The sequence below is a fragment of the Saccharopolyspora oryzae genome, from assembly GCF_027853915.1.
Taxonomy (GTDB): Bacteria; Actinomycetota; Actinomycetes; order Mycobacteriales; family Pseudonocardiaceae; genus Saccharopolyspora; species Saccharopolyspora oryzae.
The window spans coordinates 45,075-60,430 of sequence record NZ_JAQGLA010000007.1 but is presented as its reverse complement, the minus strand read 5'-3'; the positions used below and the strand labels follow the sequence as shown (position 1 = coordinate 60,430).

The 15,356-nt window shown below is 70.6% G+C and carries 13 protein-coding genes and 2 pseudogenes; 8 read left to right on the top strand and 7 right to left on the bottom strand.

The features are described 5' to 3' along the window. Positions 1–56: 56 nt before the first annotated feature. On the bottom strand, positions 57–1,289 hold the full coding sequence (locus tag OU415_RS07015; protein ID WP_270947758.1) for a M20 metallopeptidase family protein: 1,233 nt from the start codon (positions 1,287–1,289) through the stop codon (positions 57–59). 365 nt (positions 1,290–1,654) lie between these two features. Between OU415_RS07015 and OU415_RS07010 the strand changes: the two genes are divergently transcribed. Next, entirely contained in the window at positions 1,655–1,900 is a 246-nt protein-coding gene (locus OU415_RS07010) for an SHOCT domain-containing protein (RefSeq protein WP_270947757.1), read from the top strand. Between the two features lie 69 nt (positions 1,901–1,969). On the opposite strand, the gene OU415_RS07005 is transcribed toward OU415_RS07010, so the two are convergent. Then, on the bottom strand, positions 1,970–2,518 hold the full coding sequence (locus OU415_RS07005) for a DUF1062 domain-containing protein (protein ID WP_270947756.1): 549 nt from the start codon (positions 2,516–2,518) through the stop codon (positions 1,970–1,972). A 241-nt stretch (positions 2,519–2,759) separates the two neighbouring features. Between OU415_RS07005 and OU415_RS07000 the strand changes: the two genes are divergently transcribed. Both OU415_RS07000 and OU415_RS06995 read left to right on the top strand, forming a co-directional pair. Beyond that, entirely contained in the window at positions 2,760–3,218 is a 459-nt protein-coding gene (locus OU415_RS07000; RefSeq protein WP_270947755.1) for a PPOX class F420-dependent oxidoreductase, read from the top strand. A gap of 101 nt (positions 3,219–3,319) precedes the next feature. Further along, a complete protein-coding gene (locus tag OU415_RS06995) occupies positions 3,320–4,219 on the top strand; it encodes a universal stress protein (protein ID WP_270947754.1) in 900 nt (299 codons plus the stop codon). A 5-nt stretch (positions 4,220–4,224) separates the two neighbouring features. Here OU415_RS06995 and OU415_RS06990 read toward each other — a convergent pair whose 3' ends face one another. Further along, entirely contained in the window at positions 4,225–5,052 is an 828-nt protein-coding gene (locus OU415_RS06990; protein ID WP_270947753.1) for a universal stress protein, read from the bottom strand. Positions 5,053–5,238: 186 nt separating this feature from the next. Between OU415_RS06990 and OU415_RS06985 the strand changes: the two genes are divergently transcribed. Continuing rightward, entirely contained in the window at positions 5,239–5,817 is a 579-nt protein-coding gene (locus OU415_RS06985; RefSeq protein ID WP_270947752.1) for a DUF4232 domain-containing protein, read from the top strand. Positions 5,818–6,191: 374 nt separating this feature from the next. Here OU415_RS06985 and OU415_RS06980 read toward each other — a convergent pair whose 3' ends face one another. Further along, positions 6,192–8,891 (bottom strand): AAA family ATPase, encoded by a 2,700-nt coding sequence (locus OU415_RS06980; RefSeq protein WP_270947751.1) that lies wholly within the window; start codon positions 8,889–8,891, stop codon positions 6,192–6,194. A 116-nt stretch (positions 8,892–9,007) separates the two neighbouring features. Between OU415_RS06980 and OU415_RS06975 the strand changes: the two genes are divergently transcribed. From OU415_RS06975 to OU415_RS06960, 4 genes are read left to right on the top strand one after another with little or no spacing between them, the layout of a single operon-like run. Next, positions 9,008–9,403: a nuclear transport factor 2 family protein gene (locus OU415_RS06975; protein ID WP_270947750.1), complete on the top strand. Its 396-nt coding sequence runs from the start codon at positions 9,008–9,010 to the stop codon at positions 9,401–9,403. Next, complete coding sequence (locus OU415_RS06970; RefSeq protein WP_408641816.1) at positions 9,400–10,026, top strand: CatB-related O-acetyltransferase; 627 nt, start codon at positions 9,400–9,402, stop codon at positions 10,024–10,026. The genes OU415_RS06975 and OU415_RS06970 overlap by 4 nt, the downstream gene beginning before the upstream one ends. After that, positions 10,023–10,889: a Vgb family protein gene (locus OU415_RS06965; RefSeq protein ID WP_270947748.1), complete on the top strand. Its 867-nt coding sequence runs from the start codon at positions 10,023–10,025 to the stop codon at positions 10,887–10,889. Before OU415_RS06970 ends, OU415_RS06965 begins: the two co-directional genes overlap by 4 nt. Positions 10,890–10,902: 13 nt before the next feature. After that, a complete protein-coding gene (locus tag OU415_RS06960; RefSeq protein WP_270947747.1) occupies positions 10,903–11,667 on the top strand; it encodes a DUF3224 domain-containing protein in 765 nt (254 codons plus the stop codon). 11 nt (positions 11,668–11,678) lie between these two features. Here the strand turns inward: OU415_RS06960 and OU415_RS06955 are convergent, their stop codons facing one another. The 3 genes and pseudogenes from OU415_RS06955 to OU415_RS38295 all read right to left on the bottom strand — a co-directional run. After that, complete coding sequence (locus OU415_RS06955; protein WP_270947746.1) at positions 11,679–14,000, bottom strand: transketolase-like TK C-terminal-containing protein; 2,322 nt, start codon at positions 13,998–14,000, stop codon at positions 11,679–11,681. 196 nt (positions 14,001–14,196) lie between these two features. After that, positions 14,197–14,700 (bottom strand): annotated as a pseudogene (locus OU415_RS06950) (WD40 repeat domain-containing protein); the annotation flags it as partial. Between the two features lie 41 nt (positions 14,701–14,741). Next, positions 14,742–15,257, bottom strand: a pseudogene (locus tag OU415_RS38295) (WD40 repeat domain-containing protein); the annotation flags it as partial. Between the last annotated feature and the right edge of the window lie 99 nt (positions 15,258–15,356).

Sequence of the window (15,356 nt, the reverse complement as noted above, 5' to 3'; positions counted from 1 at the left end):
CGCCATAGCACCAAGAAGTGCTCACGGCCCTGGACCAGCGCTGATGCAGCACGACGCTAGGAGATCGGCCGTTCCGCTGCCTCGGTTGCGAGGCGTCGTTCGGCGAGGGTGGCGAGGAAGCGGGCGTGGTCCGGGAGGACGGTGTCGTCGAAGACGGCTCGTGATGAGTGGAGCGGGGCCCAGTCCTCGGGGGCGATGTCCGTTGGACCGACGCCGAGGTGGCCGTAGGAGCCCGGGATTTCGTCGAGGACTCGGGAGAAGTCCTCGGAACCCGTCTTCGGGTGGGGCAGGGTTTCGAAGCGGTTATCGCCGAAGAGGTCCTTCGCCGTCGATGCCCAGAACTCGGCGTGGTGGGGGTCGTTGATCGTGGCCGGGAGCACGCGCTGGAACTTCGCGGTCGCGCTGAGACCGTGGGCTTCGGCGATGCCGTTGACGAGGTCGGGCAGCTCGCGCTCCAGGCGGTCCTCGACCTCCGGGCTGAAGCAGCGGATGCCCGCCTTGAACTCGGCGCTGTCCGGGATCACGTTCGGTGCCGTGCCGCCGTGGAACTCGCCGACGGTGAGGACGACCGGGTCGAAGACGTTGAAGCGGCGCGTGATGTAGGTCTGGACCGCTCCGATGATCTCGGCCCCGACCTGGATCGGGTCACGGGTCTGGAACGGGCGGGAGCCGTGGCCGCCGCGGCCGTTGACGACGACGTCGAGCTGGCAGAACGCGGCCATGTAGGAGCCCGGGCGGTTGGTGAACAGCCCGGCCGGTGCGTCGGAGGTGACGTGGAGGCCGTACGCGCCGCACGGCCGGGAACCGGCGGCGTCCAGGACGCCCTCGTCGATCATGAGCTGGGCGCCGTCGAAACCCTCCTCTCCGGGCTGGAACATGAAGATCACGTCCCCTTCGAGCTGCGCTCGCGCGGCCGACAGCAGCCTGGCCGCGCCGACGAGGCCCGCCACGTGGAGGTCGTGCCCGCACGCGTGCATGGCGCCGTTGCGGGAGGCGAACGGCAGGCCCGTCCGCTCGGACAGCGGCAGCGCGTCCATGTCACCGCGCAGCAGCACGGAAGGGCGCTGGGATGTGCCGGAGCCTCCGCGCAGCACTGCGGTGACCGAGGTTGCGTTCGTGCCGGTGGAGATCTCGAGATCGAGCCCGCGGAGCGCTTCGAGGACGAGACCCTGCGTCCGGGGCAGGTCGAGGCCGATCTCGGGAACCTGGTGGAGCTCGCGGCGCAGCGCGATCAGGTCGGCGGTGAGGCGGTCGGAGCTCTGCGGCTCCTGGTGCGCGAGTGCGGTCATTCCAGCATCTTCCAGGTCGGTCGGGGTGGGGCGTTCGGGGACGTGGGGGAGGACGTGTCTTTTTAGCATCGGAACCCAGCTCAACCCCCGTGACACCGCTCGGAGCGCGATCACGGGCTTGTCTTGTGCGTTCTCGCCGCTCGAAGTCCATTGTGGAGCCGATCGTCCTGCGACGGTCGACGCGCTTGAGCCGCAGCCCGCACAGGCGGATCGTCAGCGTCGGGAGCCTGAGAAGGGCAGCGGTCGATCCCGCTTCTGCCGCGGAGGCCGCAGTTGTTGCTCGGTGGTGACCATTTGCTCTGGGGTGGTGGTGTGGTGCGGGTGGAGAATGCGATGGGACAGCCGGGGTGTGGGGAGAGGTTGCGATGCATTACGGAGGCGGTTGGGCGCTCTGGGGGCTGATGTCGATCATCGGCATGGTGCTGTTCTGGGTGCTGCTGATCGTTGCGATCGTCGCGTTGGTGCGTTATTTGCAGCGCACTGCGCGGTCCGAGTCGGGTTCCACGCGCGCCGAGGAGGTGCTGGCCGAGCGGTTCGCTCGTGGGGAGATCGACGAGGAGGAGTACCGGCGCCGGCTGGAGACGTTGGTCGAGCACCGGCGCAAGAGATGACCGGCGGGGTCCGACCGCGCGTTCGGGCTGGGGCCCGCCCTGTCGGACGGACCCCAGCCCGCGGAGGGGTCAGCGCTTGAGCAGGAAGGTGAAGTCGCCGGAGCGCTTTCCGCTCAGGCGGGTTGCCGAAACGAGATTCCCCTCGTCGATCAGCCTCTCGACCTCGGTTCGCGAGAAGCCGAAACCTTCGGCGATCAGCCGCACCGGCCGGACGGGGATCCGCGCCGCGAAGCGGACCGCGACGTCGATCGCCTCGTCCTCCGGCTGATCCGCGCCGCTGGTGTCGAGGCGCCAGGCGCCGTCCCAGTCGAGGCCGACGCGATTGCGGCGCTGCACGACCGGATCCTGGAGCAGCTCGGCGGCCAGACCGGGATCGTTGTCGTGCATCCGGTCCAGCAGCTCAGGTCGTACGGAGCGCACGTTCACCCGCTCCAGGACCGTCAGCTTCGCCGTGTCCCCGCAAGCGGTGCAGAGCACCAGGAGCCAGGCATCGAGGAGCTTCTGGTTCGCGTTGACGCGGAACTTTCCGTTCGCCCGGAAGCGCTCGAACGCGCACGCGTGGCAACGACGGCGGACGAGCGGCAGGCAGGTGGGGGCCACCACCCAATTGGTGAGCACAGGAGTACACCTTTTTCCGTGAGAAATCCGCAGCAAGGAGAAGCGCGGCGCACTTGCGCGACGCGCGACAAATCAGCTCTCGGGAGGTCTCACGCGATGTACAACGGCACGTCCTCGGCTCGACGACTCGGTCCGGCGGCACTGTAGCGGCGCGCAGCGGAGGTGGTCCACTGGTTTTTCCGTGCGGCTCCTCGCTCTGCAGCCGGGGAATTGCTGGGCGGCCGTCGAGGTTGATCACGGCATGACTCAAGGACCGACGCCTCGCAAGCTGTCCGACGCAGCCCTCTCGGGCCTGCTCGGCGAGCAGCAGTTCGGCACGCTCGCCACCGTCAAGCGCAGTGGCCACCCCCATCTGACCACCATGGCGTACAGCTGGGATCCCGAGGCCCGCATCGCGCGGTTCTCGACGACGGCGGACCGGGTCAAGGTCGGGCATCTGCGGCGCGACCCGCGTGTGGCGCTGCATGTGCGGGGCGGCGACGTGTGGTCGTTCGCCGTCGCCGAAGGTGACGCCGAGGTTTCCGAGCCCACTACCGCTCCCGGCGACGCAGTCGGGCGGGAACTGCTCGAGATGATCCCGGCAGCCGCCAAGCCGGAGGACGAAGACGCGTTCCTGGAGCAGCTCGTTGCCGAGCGCCGGGTGGTCATCCGGTTGAAGGTGGACCGGCTGTACGGCACGGCACTCGACATCGACAGCTAGGGCGACCGTTCGAACGTCCTTGGTGACGAAGTGCCCTGATCCCGGGTGCGGCGCATGCCGCAGGCTGGACGAGATCCGGTACGGGGGAGGGGGCGGTCGGGATGGTCCGCAAGCCGGTGGTGGTGGGGTACGACCTGACGGAATCGTCCCGCCGGGCGGTGTGGTGGGCGGCGCGGGAAGCCTCCAGCCGCCGTCTGCCGCTGCTCCTGGCGCTCGTGCTCACCTGGCCGCTCGAGGAGCACGTGCGGGTCGTCGTGGAGGGCGACGAGCACGTTCGGATCGTCGTGCCGGGCGAGGGGCCGCCGTTGCAGGACGTCCTGCGGCGGGAGCTGGGTGCGCTGGTGGAAGGCTGCCGGGAGATCGCCCCGGAGCTCGAGGTGCGCGACGAGATGAAGTACGGGGATCCCGCCGAGGACCTGGCCGAGCTGGCGGAGGACGCCGAGCTGCTGGTGCTCGGCGGCCCGCGCATCGAGGTGGAGCTGGGCGCGCTGGGCTCGACATCGGCGGAGCTGCTGACGCGTCGCACCGGAGCCCCCGTGGTGGTGGTCCGCGGTGTTCGCGAGGAACCGAACTCCGGGGCGGTGGTGGTGGGCGTCGACGGGTCGGCGCACAGCCGGGAGGCCATCGCGTTCGCCTACGACTTCGCCGCGCGCCACGGTGAGGAGCTGGTCGCGGTGCACGCGTGGAGCGACCTGCCGCTGGACCCGTTCACGTGGATCGAGCACTGGGAACTGCCGTGGGGCGAGGTGCGGGAGGAAGCCATGGAAGTGCTTGCTTCGTGCCTGGCCGGGTGGAGCGAGCACTATCCCGACGTGAAGGTGCGGCGCGTGGTGAGCCCGGAGAAGCCTGCGGATGCACTGCTCCGGGAGGCGCAGGACGCGGCGTTGGTGGTGGTCGGCAGCCACGGCAGGGGACCTGTTCGCCGCGCGCTGCTGGGTTCGGTGAGCCACGCGGTCGTCAACCGGGCGCAGTGCCCGGCTGCAGTGCTGCGCGCCGTGTGAGCCGTTCACGAACCCGTCGCGTTGCGGACGACGGCCACCGGGCACTGCGCGTGGTGCAGCACGCCCGCCGCGACTGAGCCCAGCAGGAGCCCGGTGAAGCCGCCGCGACCGCGGTGCCCGACGACCAGCAGGCGGGCGTCTCCCGCAGCAGCGGCCAGCTCCTCCACCGGGTGTCCGCGTGGCGCGACCTTGCGAACCGGCACGTTCGGGTGGGAGTCGGCCCAGCCCGCCAGCTGCTCGGACAGGGCCCGCAGCGCTTCGTCCCGCAGTTCGGCCAGCTCGTGCCCCATGGGCGGCACGACCGGTGCGGACTCCGGGAACTCCCACACCTGCACGGCCACGAGCTCGCACCCGTACCGGGCCGCGGAGTCGAACGCGTACCGCAGAGCGGCCTGGCTGTGCGGGGAGTTGTCCAGGCCGACCACCACCGGCCCGCTGCTGCGGTGCTCCCGGACCACGACGACCGGGCACCGCGCGTGCGCAGCCACCTTGGCGCTGACCGAACCCAGCAGCGTCGCGGCCAGGGCGCTGCGCCCGCGCGAGCCGACCACGATCAGCTCCGCGTCGTCGGAGCGCTCGATCAGCACGTCAGCGGGGGCGCCGTGCGCGACCTCCGAGGTGATCTCCAGGTCCGACCGGTTGCTGGCGAAGCGGTCCTCGACAGCCCCGACGGCTTGCCACGCCTCGTCGGCAGCGCGCCGGTCGCCGATCACCACCACGAACCGCACCTGCTCGGCGTTGCGGAGCTCGGCCTCGTCAACAGCCCACATGGCGACCGCCAGCGACGTCGGAGAACCGTCCACGCCGACGACCACCCGTCCACTCGATCCCATGCCGGCCCCCTCGCCGCGGACGTACCAGTCCACTCCGGGTACCCGGATCGAGCCCGGTGCATGAGCCCCGTGCAGGGGCGGTTTCCGAAGAATTCGGCCGGGGGAGCAACCCCGTTGGCCGCGGTGCGTCTTTGCCAGTGAGGAAGCGGTGAGGGAACCGCTGGTACGACTGGGGAAAAGGGGAGCATGATGCTCAAGCACCACCGCATTGCCATGGCCGCCGCCGGTGTCCTCGGGGGAGCGTTGCTGATCACCGGTTGCGGAGCTGCCTCGGCGCTGCCGTCGGCGCCGGACGCGGGCAATGCCGGCACGGCTTTGACCGGGGACATCGGTACGTCGAACTGCTCGGAGGCCGATTTCATCGCTTCGGCGTCCCCTGTGGAGGGTTGGCCCGGCAGTTTCCTGGTGACCTACGGGAATCGGTCGGACAAGGTGTGCACGATCAACGGCGGTGTGCCCAACCTGCACGGGGTGGACATGACGAATTCGCCGATCGAGCAGCTGCCGGTGGAGGACGTGCGGATTCCCGACGTGCCCAAGGAGTTCACGCTCAAGCCGGGTGACGTGGTGTACGCGGGCATCTTCGTGGTCCCGGGTGACAAGGGTGACCCGAACTCGTACGTGCTGACCGGGTTCCAGTCCTCGCTGCCGGACATGTCAGAGGAGCAGAACGTGAACATCGTCGGCGACGGACCGGTGGAGATCACCGGGAAGCAGCTGCAGGTCACCTCGCTGGCGACCAACCCGGACGACCTGATGAAGTGAGGTTTTCCATCCTCGTTTTGCGTGGCGGTGCGGGTGGCGGAACCTCAGCGCCCGCCTGGTCTCCGGGTGCCCGACTTTATGTATGCCAATACACGGCAGTCGGGCCGTCCTCGCCAGGCGAACGCTGAGAACCCGCGGCGGTGCCGGTTGCGAGGGTGGGTTATGCGCCTGACGGCGCATGCGGCCCTCGTCGCGCGGTGCCGGTCGTGCTTCGCACTCGCAGTCCGGACAGGACGAAAAGAACTCAATGAAACCGTTGTGAAGACTGGAGTTTCGGAGTCCTGACGTAGCAGTTCAGATCGATGCGCGAAGGATCTGCGCCAGCTGGGTGCTTGCTCGTTGCAGGCACCCAGCTGGCGTGTCAGGAGCTCCGGTCATGGTGAGGTGTCGGCGAGTTCGAGGGCGGCGAGCTCGGTCCGCGCGGTGACGCCGAGCTTGGGAAATGCCTTGTACAGGTGGTATCCGACGGTGCGGGGGCTGAGGAACAGCTGCGCGGCGATGTCCCTATTGGACAGTCCGCGCGCGGCCAACCGGATGATCTTGCGCTCCTGCGGGGTGAGCGCCGCCAGCGCTCCGTCCTCGGTTGCCGGCACGACGTCTCCGGTCGCATCGAGTTCGGCGCGGGCTCGTTCCGCCCACGGTGCGGCGCCGAGCCTGCGGAACGTCTCGAACGCGCTGCGGAGCTGGGTCCTGGCTTCGGACTTGCGGCGAGCGCGGCGCAGCCATTCGCCGTAGAGCAGGGCGGTTCGCGCGCGTTCGAACTGCCGGTCGTCGGGGTGGGACCGCAGCGCGGTCTCGTACAGCTCCGCCGCATTCGCGTCGGGTGCGAGCAGCGCGCGGCAGCGCTGGACGTGCGCGTCGATCCACGGCTGTTCGGCGTGGTGCGCCCAGTCGGTGAGCCGGGCGAGCGGCTCGCGGGCGTCGGCCGTTCGACCGAGCCGCGCTGCCGCCTCGATCAGGTCGGGGATGCTGCGCAGGCCGGGAAGCTGGTGCCGCACCGGCCCGGTGTGCAGGGCGGTCAGCCGGGTGAGGGCGGATTCCCACCGGGCGTTGCCGAGGTCGAGCAGCGCCAGCGCCCACTGCGCCCAGGACATGCCGGGCGGGGGTGCGCCGGGTTCGGGTGCGGTGAGCGCCTCGTCGGCGAAGGAGTGGCAGCGCTGCTCGTCACCTGCGACCGCGGCCAGGTAGGCCAGCACACCGCTGGTCTCGGCGATCCACTGGCGATGTCCGAGCTCCTGCGCGATCTGCAGCGCCTGCGTCGCCTCGTCCCAGGCGTCGGTGTGCCGGCTCAGGAACGTCGAAGCCCGGGCGAGGCACACCAGCACCGGCGGTGTCCGGCCGATCCAGCCCTGGTCGCGGCACTGGGCGAGGAGTTCGAGGGTCACCTGGTACGCCTCGGTGTCCTGGCCGGCGGCCTGCAGGCTGGTGGCGCCGACCAGGATCGTGTCGTGCGGACCGCCGAACCCGGTCCGCCGGGCGTCCGCGATCCGCTCCGCGAGGGAGCCCGGGTCTGCCTGCCCGATCGAGGTCCGCACAACCCAGGTCAGCAGCCTGGCGACGTGGGTGAGCGGGTCGTCGGGCGGCAGCGGTAGAGCGACCAGCCGGTCAGCGCTGTCCGCGATCTCGTTTTCTCCGAGGTACCAGGCGGTGTGCACTGCGTCGAGCATCAGGTGGGTGGCCAGCGCCAGGTCGTCGGCTTGCGCGAGTGCGGCTGCTTCGGTCAGCAGCTCGCGGGCCGTGCGGAGCGAGCTGCGGTGGAACGCCGCCGCAGCGCGGACCCGGATGGCGCGGACGGTCAGGGTCGGGTCGTCGGTGCTCGCACCGGCGAGTTCGGCCATGCGCTCGACGGCACCTTCCTCGGCGGCCGCTTCGGCGGCGAGCACTAGCCGGCGGGAGTGGTCCGCACCGGAGGGCGTCAGCTGCGCGGCCCGCTCGTAGGCCGCCGACGCGGCCGCGTAACCGCTGCGCGCGGCGGCCCGCTGAGCGGTGCGCTCCAGCTCCGCAGCGACCTGCTCGTCAGGCCCCGTGGCCACCACGGCGTGGTGCCAGGCGCGCCGGTCGGCGTCGTCCGGCTCGGTCAGGGCTTTGGCGAGGGCGGTGTGCACGACGAGGCGGAGGCTCACCGGCGCCGACTGGTAGACGGCGGACCGCACCAGGGGGTGGCGGAAGTGCACGGTGCGGTTGTCCACCCGGATCAGTCCTGCCGCCTCCGCGGGCACCAGGTCCGCCGGTCGGCAGCTGAGCGCGGTGGCCGCGCGCAGGACGACGTCGCGATCACCGGTGTCCTCGGCGGCCGCGACGAGCAGCAGGTGCTGGCTGGGTTCGGGGAGCTGCCGCACCTGGTCGAGGAACGCCGCCTGGACCGCGTCGGTCATGGGCAGGGCCTGACCGCTGACCGGTCGATCGGTGGCGAGCGCGGCCGGTAGCTCGAGGAGAGCGAGCGGATTGCCCTGTGCCTCGGCCAGCACCCGGTACCGGTCGGTGGGGGAAAGCGCGGCGGCGTGCTCGGCCAGCAGCTCGGCGGCGGCGGGCGCGTCGAGCCCGGTCAGCGGCAGCTGGGCGAGTCCGGGCGCGGCGAATCCCGGCCGGGCCGCGATGACCAGCGCGATTCCCTCGGCGTCGAGCCGCCGTGCGGCGAACAGCAGGGCCTCGGCCGACGCCCGGTCCAGCCACTGCGCGTCGTCGACGAGGCACAGGACGGGCCCGCCGTCGGCGAATTCGGCGAGCAGGGAGAGCACGGCGAGACCGACGAGCATGCGGTCGCCGGGCTCGGCCGGAGAGAGCCCGAACGCCCCGCGCAGGGCACGCGCTTGCGGCGAGGGGAGCGCGTCGGTGCCGTCGAGGGCCGGTCGCAGCAGCAGGTGCAGGCCGGCGAACGGCAGGTGCGCCTCGGATTCGATCCCGGTGCTGCGCACGATCCGCAGCCCGTCGGCGGCCGACGCCGCGTGCTCCAGCAGTGCGGTCTTGCCGATGCCCGGTTCCCCGGTGATGAGCAGGCTCCCGCTGCGACCGGCCCGGCAGTCCGCCAGCAGCCGGTCGATGACCGATATCTCGGCATCCCGTCCGCGCAACACCCGGTGACAGTACTTAACCCGACCGGCGATCCCGGGCCGGATTGCCTGGCTGTGACGGATTCCGCACCGCGTCCCCGGCCGTAGCGTGATCACCGAGCACAGCGGCAGGAGGGGCGATGTCCGATCTCGACGAGTTGGCCAGGCGGTACCTGGCCACGTGGAACGAGCGCGATCCGGTCAGACGCCGGGCGCTCGTCCGGGAGCTCTGGGCCGAGGACGCCGGCTACGTCGACCCGATCGTGACGGCCGAGGGCCGCGGTGCCGTCGAGGACGTGGTGGCCACGGCCCAACGGCAGTTCCCGGACCTGGTGTACCGGCTGGCCGGCAGCGTCGACGGCCACCACCACATCGCGCGCCTCACCTGGGAGCTCGCGCCGGTCGACGGTCTGCCCGTGATCATCGGGTTCGCCGTCCTGGTCACCGAGCACGCCCGCCTGCGCCGCGTCTACGGCTTCCTCGACCCCGTTCCCGCACCCGAACCAGGAGTTGCACGTTGGCACCTGACCCGATGACCCGCCACCCGCTGCCCGCGCACGAGCGGGTGGTGTTCCTCAAACCGCTGATCAGCTCACCGACGATCGCGGTGGGCGAGTACACCTACTACGACGATCCGGACGGTGCGACCGAGTTCGAGCACCGCAACGTGCTCTACGCCTACGGGCCGGAACGGCTGATCATCGGCAAGTACTGCGCGATCGCCGCCGGCACCCGGTTCCTGATGGCGGGCGCCGAGCATCCGACGATGGGCGTGTCGACCTTCCCGTTCACCATGTTCGGCGGCGAGTGGGCGGAGAAGACGCTCGACATCGTCACCGGCATGCCCAGCCGGGGCGACACCGCGGTCGGCAACGACGTCTGGTTCGGCTACCGGGCCACGGTGATGCCCGGCGTGACGATCGGGGACGGCGCCATCATCGCCGCGGGAGCGGTGGTCACCGCCGACGTGCCGCCGTACGCGATCGTCGGCGGCAACCCGGCGCGCGTGATCCGGCAGCGCTTCACCGACGCCGACATCGACCGGCTGTTGCGCGCCGCCTGGTGGGACTGGCCGGTCGAGCTGGTCACCGAACACGCCCGCACCATCATGGCCGGGACCCCGGCCGACATCGCCCGCATCGCGGAGGGGATCCGATGACCGCAGTTGAGGAACACGCCGTGCCCGGCAACGGCCCGTACGCGATCACCACCGGCCCCGACGGCGCCCTGTGGTACACGCTCGTCCACAGTGGTCAGATCGGGCGGCTCGTCCCCGGCGAGCAGCCGACCAGCTACCAGCTGGATCCGGAGTCCGGGCCGACGATCATCGTCGCCGGGCCGGACGACGCGTTGTGGTTCACCGAGTACAAGGCACACCGGATCGGCCGGATCACCACCGGCGGTGCGGTCACCGAGTTCCCGCTGCCGGAGTGCGGGCCGTACGGCATCGCAGCAGGCCCCGACGGCGCGTTGTGGTTCACCGAGACCGCCGCCGACCGCATCGGGCGGATCACCACCGACGGCGAGGTGGCGGAGTTCCCGCTCCCGACGACCGGTGCGTTCCCGTCCGCGATCACCGCCGGACCGGACGGCGGGATGGGGTTCACCCTGAACCAGGCCAACGCGATCGGCCGGATCGGCCAGGACGGCGCGGTCACCGTCCACCCGATCCCGACCGAAGCGGCTGCACCGGTCGGGATCGCCGCCGGGCCGGACGGAGCGCTGTGGTTCGTCGAGATCGCCGCCGGGCAGATCGGCCGGATCACCGTCGACGGCCAGGTGACGGAATTCCCGCTGCCGGACCGGACCAGCCGCCCGCACGCCATCGCTCCCGGCGGCGACAGCGCGCTGTGGTTCACCGAGTGGGGCGGCAACCGGGTCGGCTCCATCACCACCGACGGCGCGATCGCCACCCACGACCTGCCCACCCCCGGCTCCGAGCCGCACGGCATCGCCCTCGGCCCCGACAGTGCACTGTGGACGGCACTGGAACACGGTGCCCTCGCCCGCATCACCCCCTGACGGAGGAACGACCTTGAACATCACCGCAACCACCACCTCGCTCACCGTCGACGACGTGGCCGCTTCCCGCGACTTCCTCACCACCCACTTCGGCTACGAACAAGCGCACGCCGCCGAGGGATTCGTCTCGCTGACCCGCGACGGCGCAGCAGCCGACGTAGTGCTGCTGCAACGCGGGACCGACGTCCTGCCCGAAGCCCAGCGCGACCAGCGCGCGTCCGGCCTGATCCTGGCCTTCACGGTGACCGGGATCGAGGAAGAGCAGGAACGCTTGCGCACCGCAGGCGCCAACATCACCATGCCGCTGCGCGAGGAACCCTGGGGCGAACGGCTCTTCCAGGTCACCGACCCCAACGGCGTCGTGCTGCAACTGGTCGAGTGGAGCACCGAACCCGCTCCCCGAACGATCCAGGCGGAGTTCGACATCGACAGCTGGGACGAGCAACCGCACCACGAGCCGGACGAGGGCCCGAAGCTGACCAGGATCCTCATCCGCAAGACCTACCGGGGAGCGCTGGAAGGAACCGGGGTCGCCGAGGTGCTCACCGCGCAGGGCACCGCAGGTGCCGGCTACGTCGCATCCGAGCTCATCACCGGGACCCTCGAAGGCCGCCAGGGCACTTTCGTGATCCAGCACGGAGGTCTGGCCGACGGCGACGACCAGAGCACCTTCGGCACCGTGGTCCCGCACTCGGGCACGGGCGAACTCGCCGGACTGTCCGGTCGCGCCACCGAAGCCCGCCCCGAAGTCCTGACCCTCACCTACGCCTTCTCCTGAGCGTTCGGTGGTCAGTCCACGAGGTCGAGGGCTGCGTGGATGATGCTGTCGGTGTCGATGCCGTGGTGGCGGTAGACGTCTTCGAGGCTTCCGGACTGGCCGAAGCCGGTCACACCGAGGGTGCGGCTGGGCACCTGGTTGATCGTCGCCAGGAAGGCGAGCGTGTGCGGGTGGCCGTCGAGCACGGTGACCAGCGGTTTCGCCGCGGACGCCGGGAAGATCTGGTCGAGGATCCAGCTCGGGTGCTCCGAGCGCCCCTGCCGTGCGCGCAGGGCTTCGAAGAGCAAGCCCGGGCTGGTCACGCACACGACGTCGGCTTCGATGCCGATCTGGCGCAGGCGGTCGGCCGCGGCGAGCGCTTCGGTCATCGTCGCGCCCATCGACGCGATGGTCACGCGCGCCTCGGGGGAGCGACGCAGCACGTACCCGCCGGCGACGACCTGCTTGCGTCGGCGCTCCCGGGCCGCCGGGTCGGTCGGAACAGCGGCGAGGGACTGCTCGACGGGCCGGGTGGACAGCCGCAGGTACGCCGAGCTCCCACCCGGCTTGCCCAGCAGGGCCAGGCTCGCCAGCAGCGACCACTCGACGTCGATGGCGAACGCCGGTTCGTAGGTGACGCATCCCGGCTGCTCGACGCCGATGGACGGAGTGGTGATGGACTGGTGCGCGCCGCCTTCGGGGGCGAGCGTGACCCCGGAGGGGGTGCCGATCAGGATCGACTGCCCGCCCGCGTAGATGCCGAACGACCACGGTTCCAGGGCGCGTTCGACGAACGGGTCGTACATCACGCCGATCGGCAGCAGCGGCTGTCCCCACCGGCTCCAGGTCGCGCCGAGCTCGCCGAGCAGTCCGACCAGGTTCGTCTCCGCGATGCCGAGCTCGACGTGCTGGCCGCCCGGCCGTTCGCGCCAGTGCAGGATCGTCTCCGCGTCGTCGGCGAACCAGTTCACCCGCTCGGCGGCCGACCAGACGCCCGCCTTGTTCACCCAGCCACCGAGGTTCGTGGTGGAACTGACGTCCGGGCTGACGGTCACGATCCGCCCCGCTGCCTCCGGTGCCTCCCGGGTCAGGTCGAGCAGGACGCGGCCCAGCGCCGCCTGGGTCGTGGCGACGCCGCTGGGAGTCCGCCCGATGTCGGCCGGGAGCTCGGGAACCTCGGTCAGGGGCGGGTTCTCCCGCCGCAGGCGTGCGCTGGTGCGGGCGCAGAGCAAACCCGCCTCGGAGTCCTCGGCGAAGCGCTGCCACGGGTGCTCCAGGTCCGTGCCGATGCGATCGGCGAGTTCCTGCATCTGCTCGGTGGTCAGCAGCGACGAGTGGTTCTGCGGATGTCCCTGCGTGGGCAGGCCGTAACCCTTGACCGTGTAGGCGAAGATGACCGTGGGCCGATGGTCCTCAATGGACGAAAGCGCTCCGTCGAGCGCTTCGAGGTCGTGGCCGCCGAGGTTGCGGATCGCCGCCGCCAGCGTCTGGTCGTCGATCTCGTCGATCAGCGCGGCGATCCGGTCGGCCCCGGCTCCCCGACCCGGCAGTCGTTCCCGGAGCTGCTCGGCGGAGCAGCGCAGGAGCCGCTGGTACTCGGGGTTGGGCATCGAGTCGATGCGCTCGCGCAATGCGTCCCCGCCCGCGCGGGCGAACAGCGACTCCAGCAGTTGGCCGTACTTCAGGGTGAGGACCTGCCATCCCGCGGCGTCGAACATGCCGGCCAGACGACCGGCCGCGATGTTGGGCACCACGCGGTCCAGCGACTGGCGGTTGAGGTCCACGATCCACACCAGCTCGCCCAGCTCGGCGGTGCCCGGATCGAGGATCGCCTCCCACACCGCCCCCTCGTCCAGTTCGGCGTCGCCGACGAGGGCGTACTGGCGACCGCTGTCGACGGGAGCGACGTTGCTGTCGACGTAACGCCGGGCGAGCGCTCCCCAGATCGTCGCGGTGGCACCGATTCCCACCGAACCCGTCGAGTAGTCGACGGGGTCCGGGTCCTTGGTCCGGCTCGGATAGCTCTGCAGGCCGCCGAATTCGCGCAGCGTCGTCAAGTAGGACTCGTCCAGCTCGCCCAGCAGGTAGTTGATGCCGTGCAGGACGGGGGAGGCGTGCGGCTTCACCGAAACCCGGTCCTGCCGGCGCAGGTGGCGGAACCACAGCGCCGTCATGATCGACACCATCGACGCGCACGACGCCTGGTGGCCGCCGACCTTCAAGCCGGACGGGTTCGGCCGCACGCGGTTGGCGTGGTGCACGAGCGCGCTCGACAGCCACAGCACGTTCTGCTCGATCTCCCGCAGCACACCGAACTCGGTCGACGTCGTCGCAGTGGATTCCGCACGGGTCATGATGTGGCAAGCCTCCCAACACGAGCACCGCTCACCAGCGGCGATGCTGACGACGCGAACCAGGGCGGACCCAGGCGCGCCGAGCATAACCGGCGACTACCACCGTTCGGGAGTCCTCGACGCGTCGTTGCTGGTCGGAAGTCGAAGGCTGACCCGGAACAACGCGATGGATGACCACGGCGGGCCATCGGAGCGATCAGCGCCCATCGCTTGGTGTCGACGACCGGGTTTCAGCATTCCAGCGTCGCACCGTGTGGTCTCCGCTGGCGGTGGCGAGCCAGGTTCCGTCGGGGCTGATCGCCACTTCCCCGACCCAGTCCGCGTGGCCGGTGAGGGTGGTGCGTTCGGTTCCGTCGGTGTTCCAGAGCCGGACGGTTCGGTCCCTGCTGGTGGTGGCCAGCCAGGTGCTGTCTGGGCTGATGGCCACGGAGTCGACCAGATCCGCATGGCCGGTGAGGACGGCGGGTTCGGTTCCGTCGGCGTTGCAGAGCCGGACGGTCTGGTCGGAACTGGTGGTGACGAGCCAAGTTCCGTCGGGGCTGATCGCCACGGAGTCGACCCAGCCGGTGTGGCCGGTGAGGACGGCGCGTTCGGTTCCGTCGGCGTTGCAGAGCCGGACGGTCTGGTCGGAACTGGTGGTGGCGAGCCAGGTGCCGTCAGGACTGATCGCAACTTCTCCGACGACCTGATCTGCGTGGTCGGGGAGGGTGGCCGTTCAGTTCCGTCGGCGTTCCAAAGTCGCGTTGTCTCGTCCTCGCTGGTGGTGGCCAGCCAGGTTCCGTCCGGGCTGATCGCCGCGGACGTCACGGCCCCGGTATGGCCGGTGAGAACGGCGCGTTCGGTGCCGTCGGCGTTCCAGAGCCGGACGGCGTGATCCGAGCCGGTGGTGGCGAGCCAGGTGCTGTCTGGGCTGATCGCCACCGGCCGGACCTGGTCGGTGCGGCCGGGGAAGCTGGCGCGTTCGGTGCCGTTGGCGCTCCAGAGCCGCACTGTCCCGTCGAAACTGGCGGTGGCTAGCCAAGTTCCGTCGGGGCTGATCGCCACGGTGTAGACCGAATCGGTGTGTCCGGTGAGGATGGTGCGTTCGGTTCCGTCGGTGTTCCAGAGCCGCACCGCGTGGTCTCCGCCAGCGCCGGCGAGCCAGGTTCCATCGGGGCTGATCGCCACGGATCCGACCCAGTCGGTGTGGCCGGTGAGGACTCGCAGAAGAGCCGGGCTCCGGGTGTCTGGTGGCGTGCTGGCCCGCTCATCGACCACGGTGGAACCAGACCTCCTCCCAGAGCGGAGAGCCCGGCACGTCGGCGCCGAGAACGTCGTGCGTGCAGCGGCGCCACGTCCTAGCCCCCGACATCAACA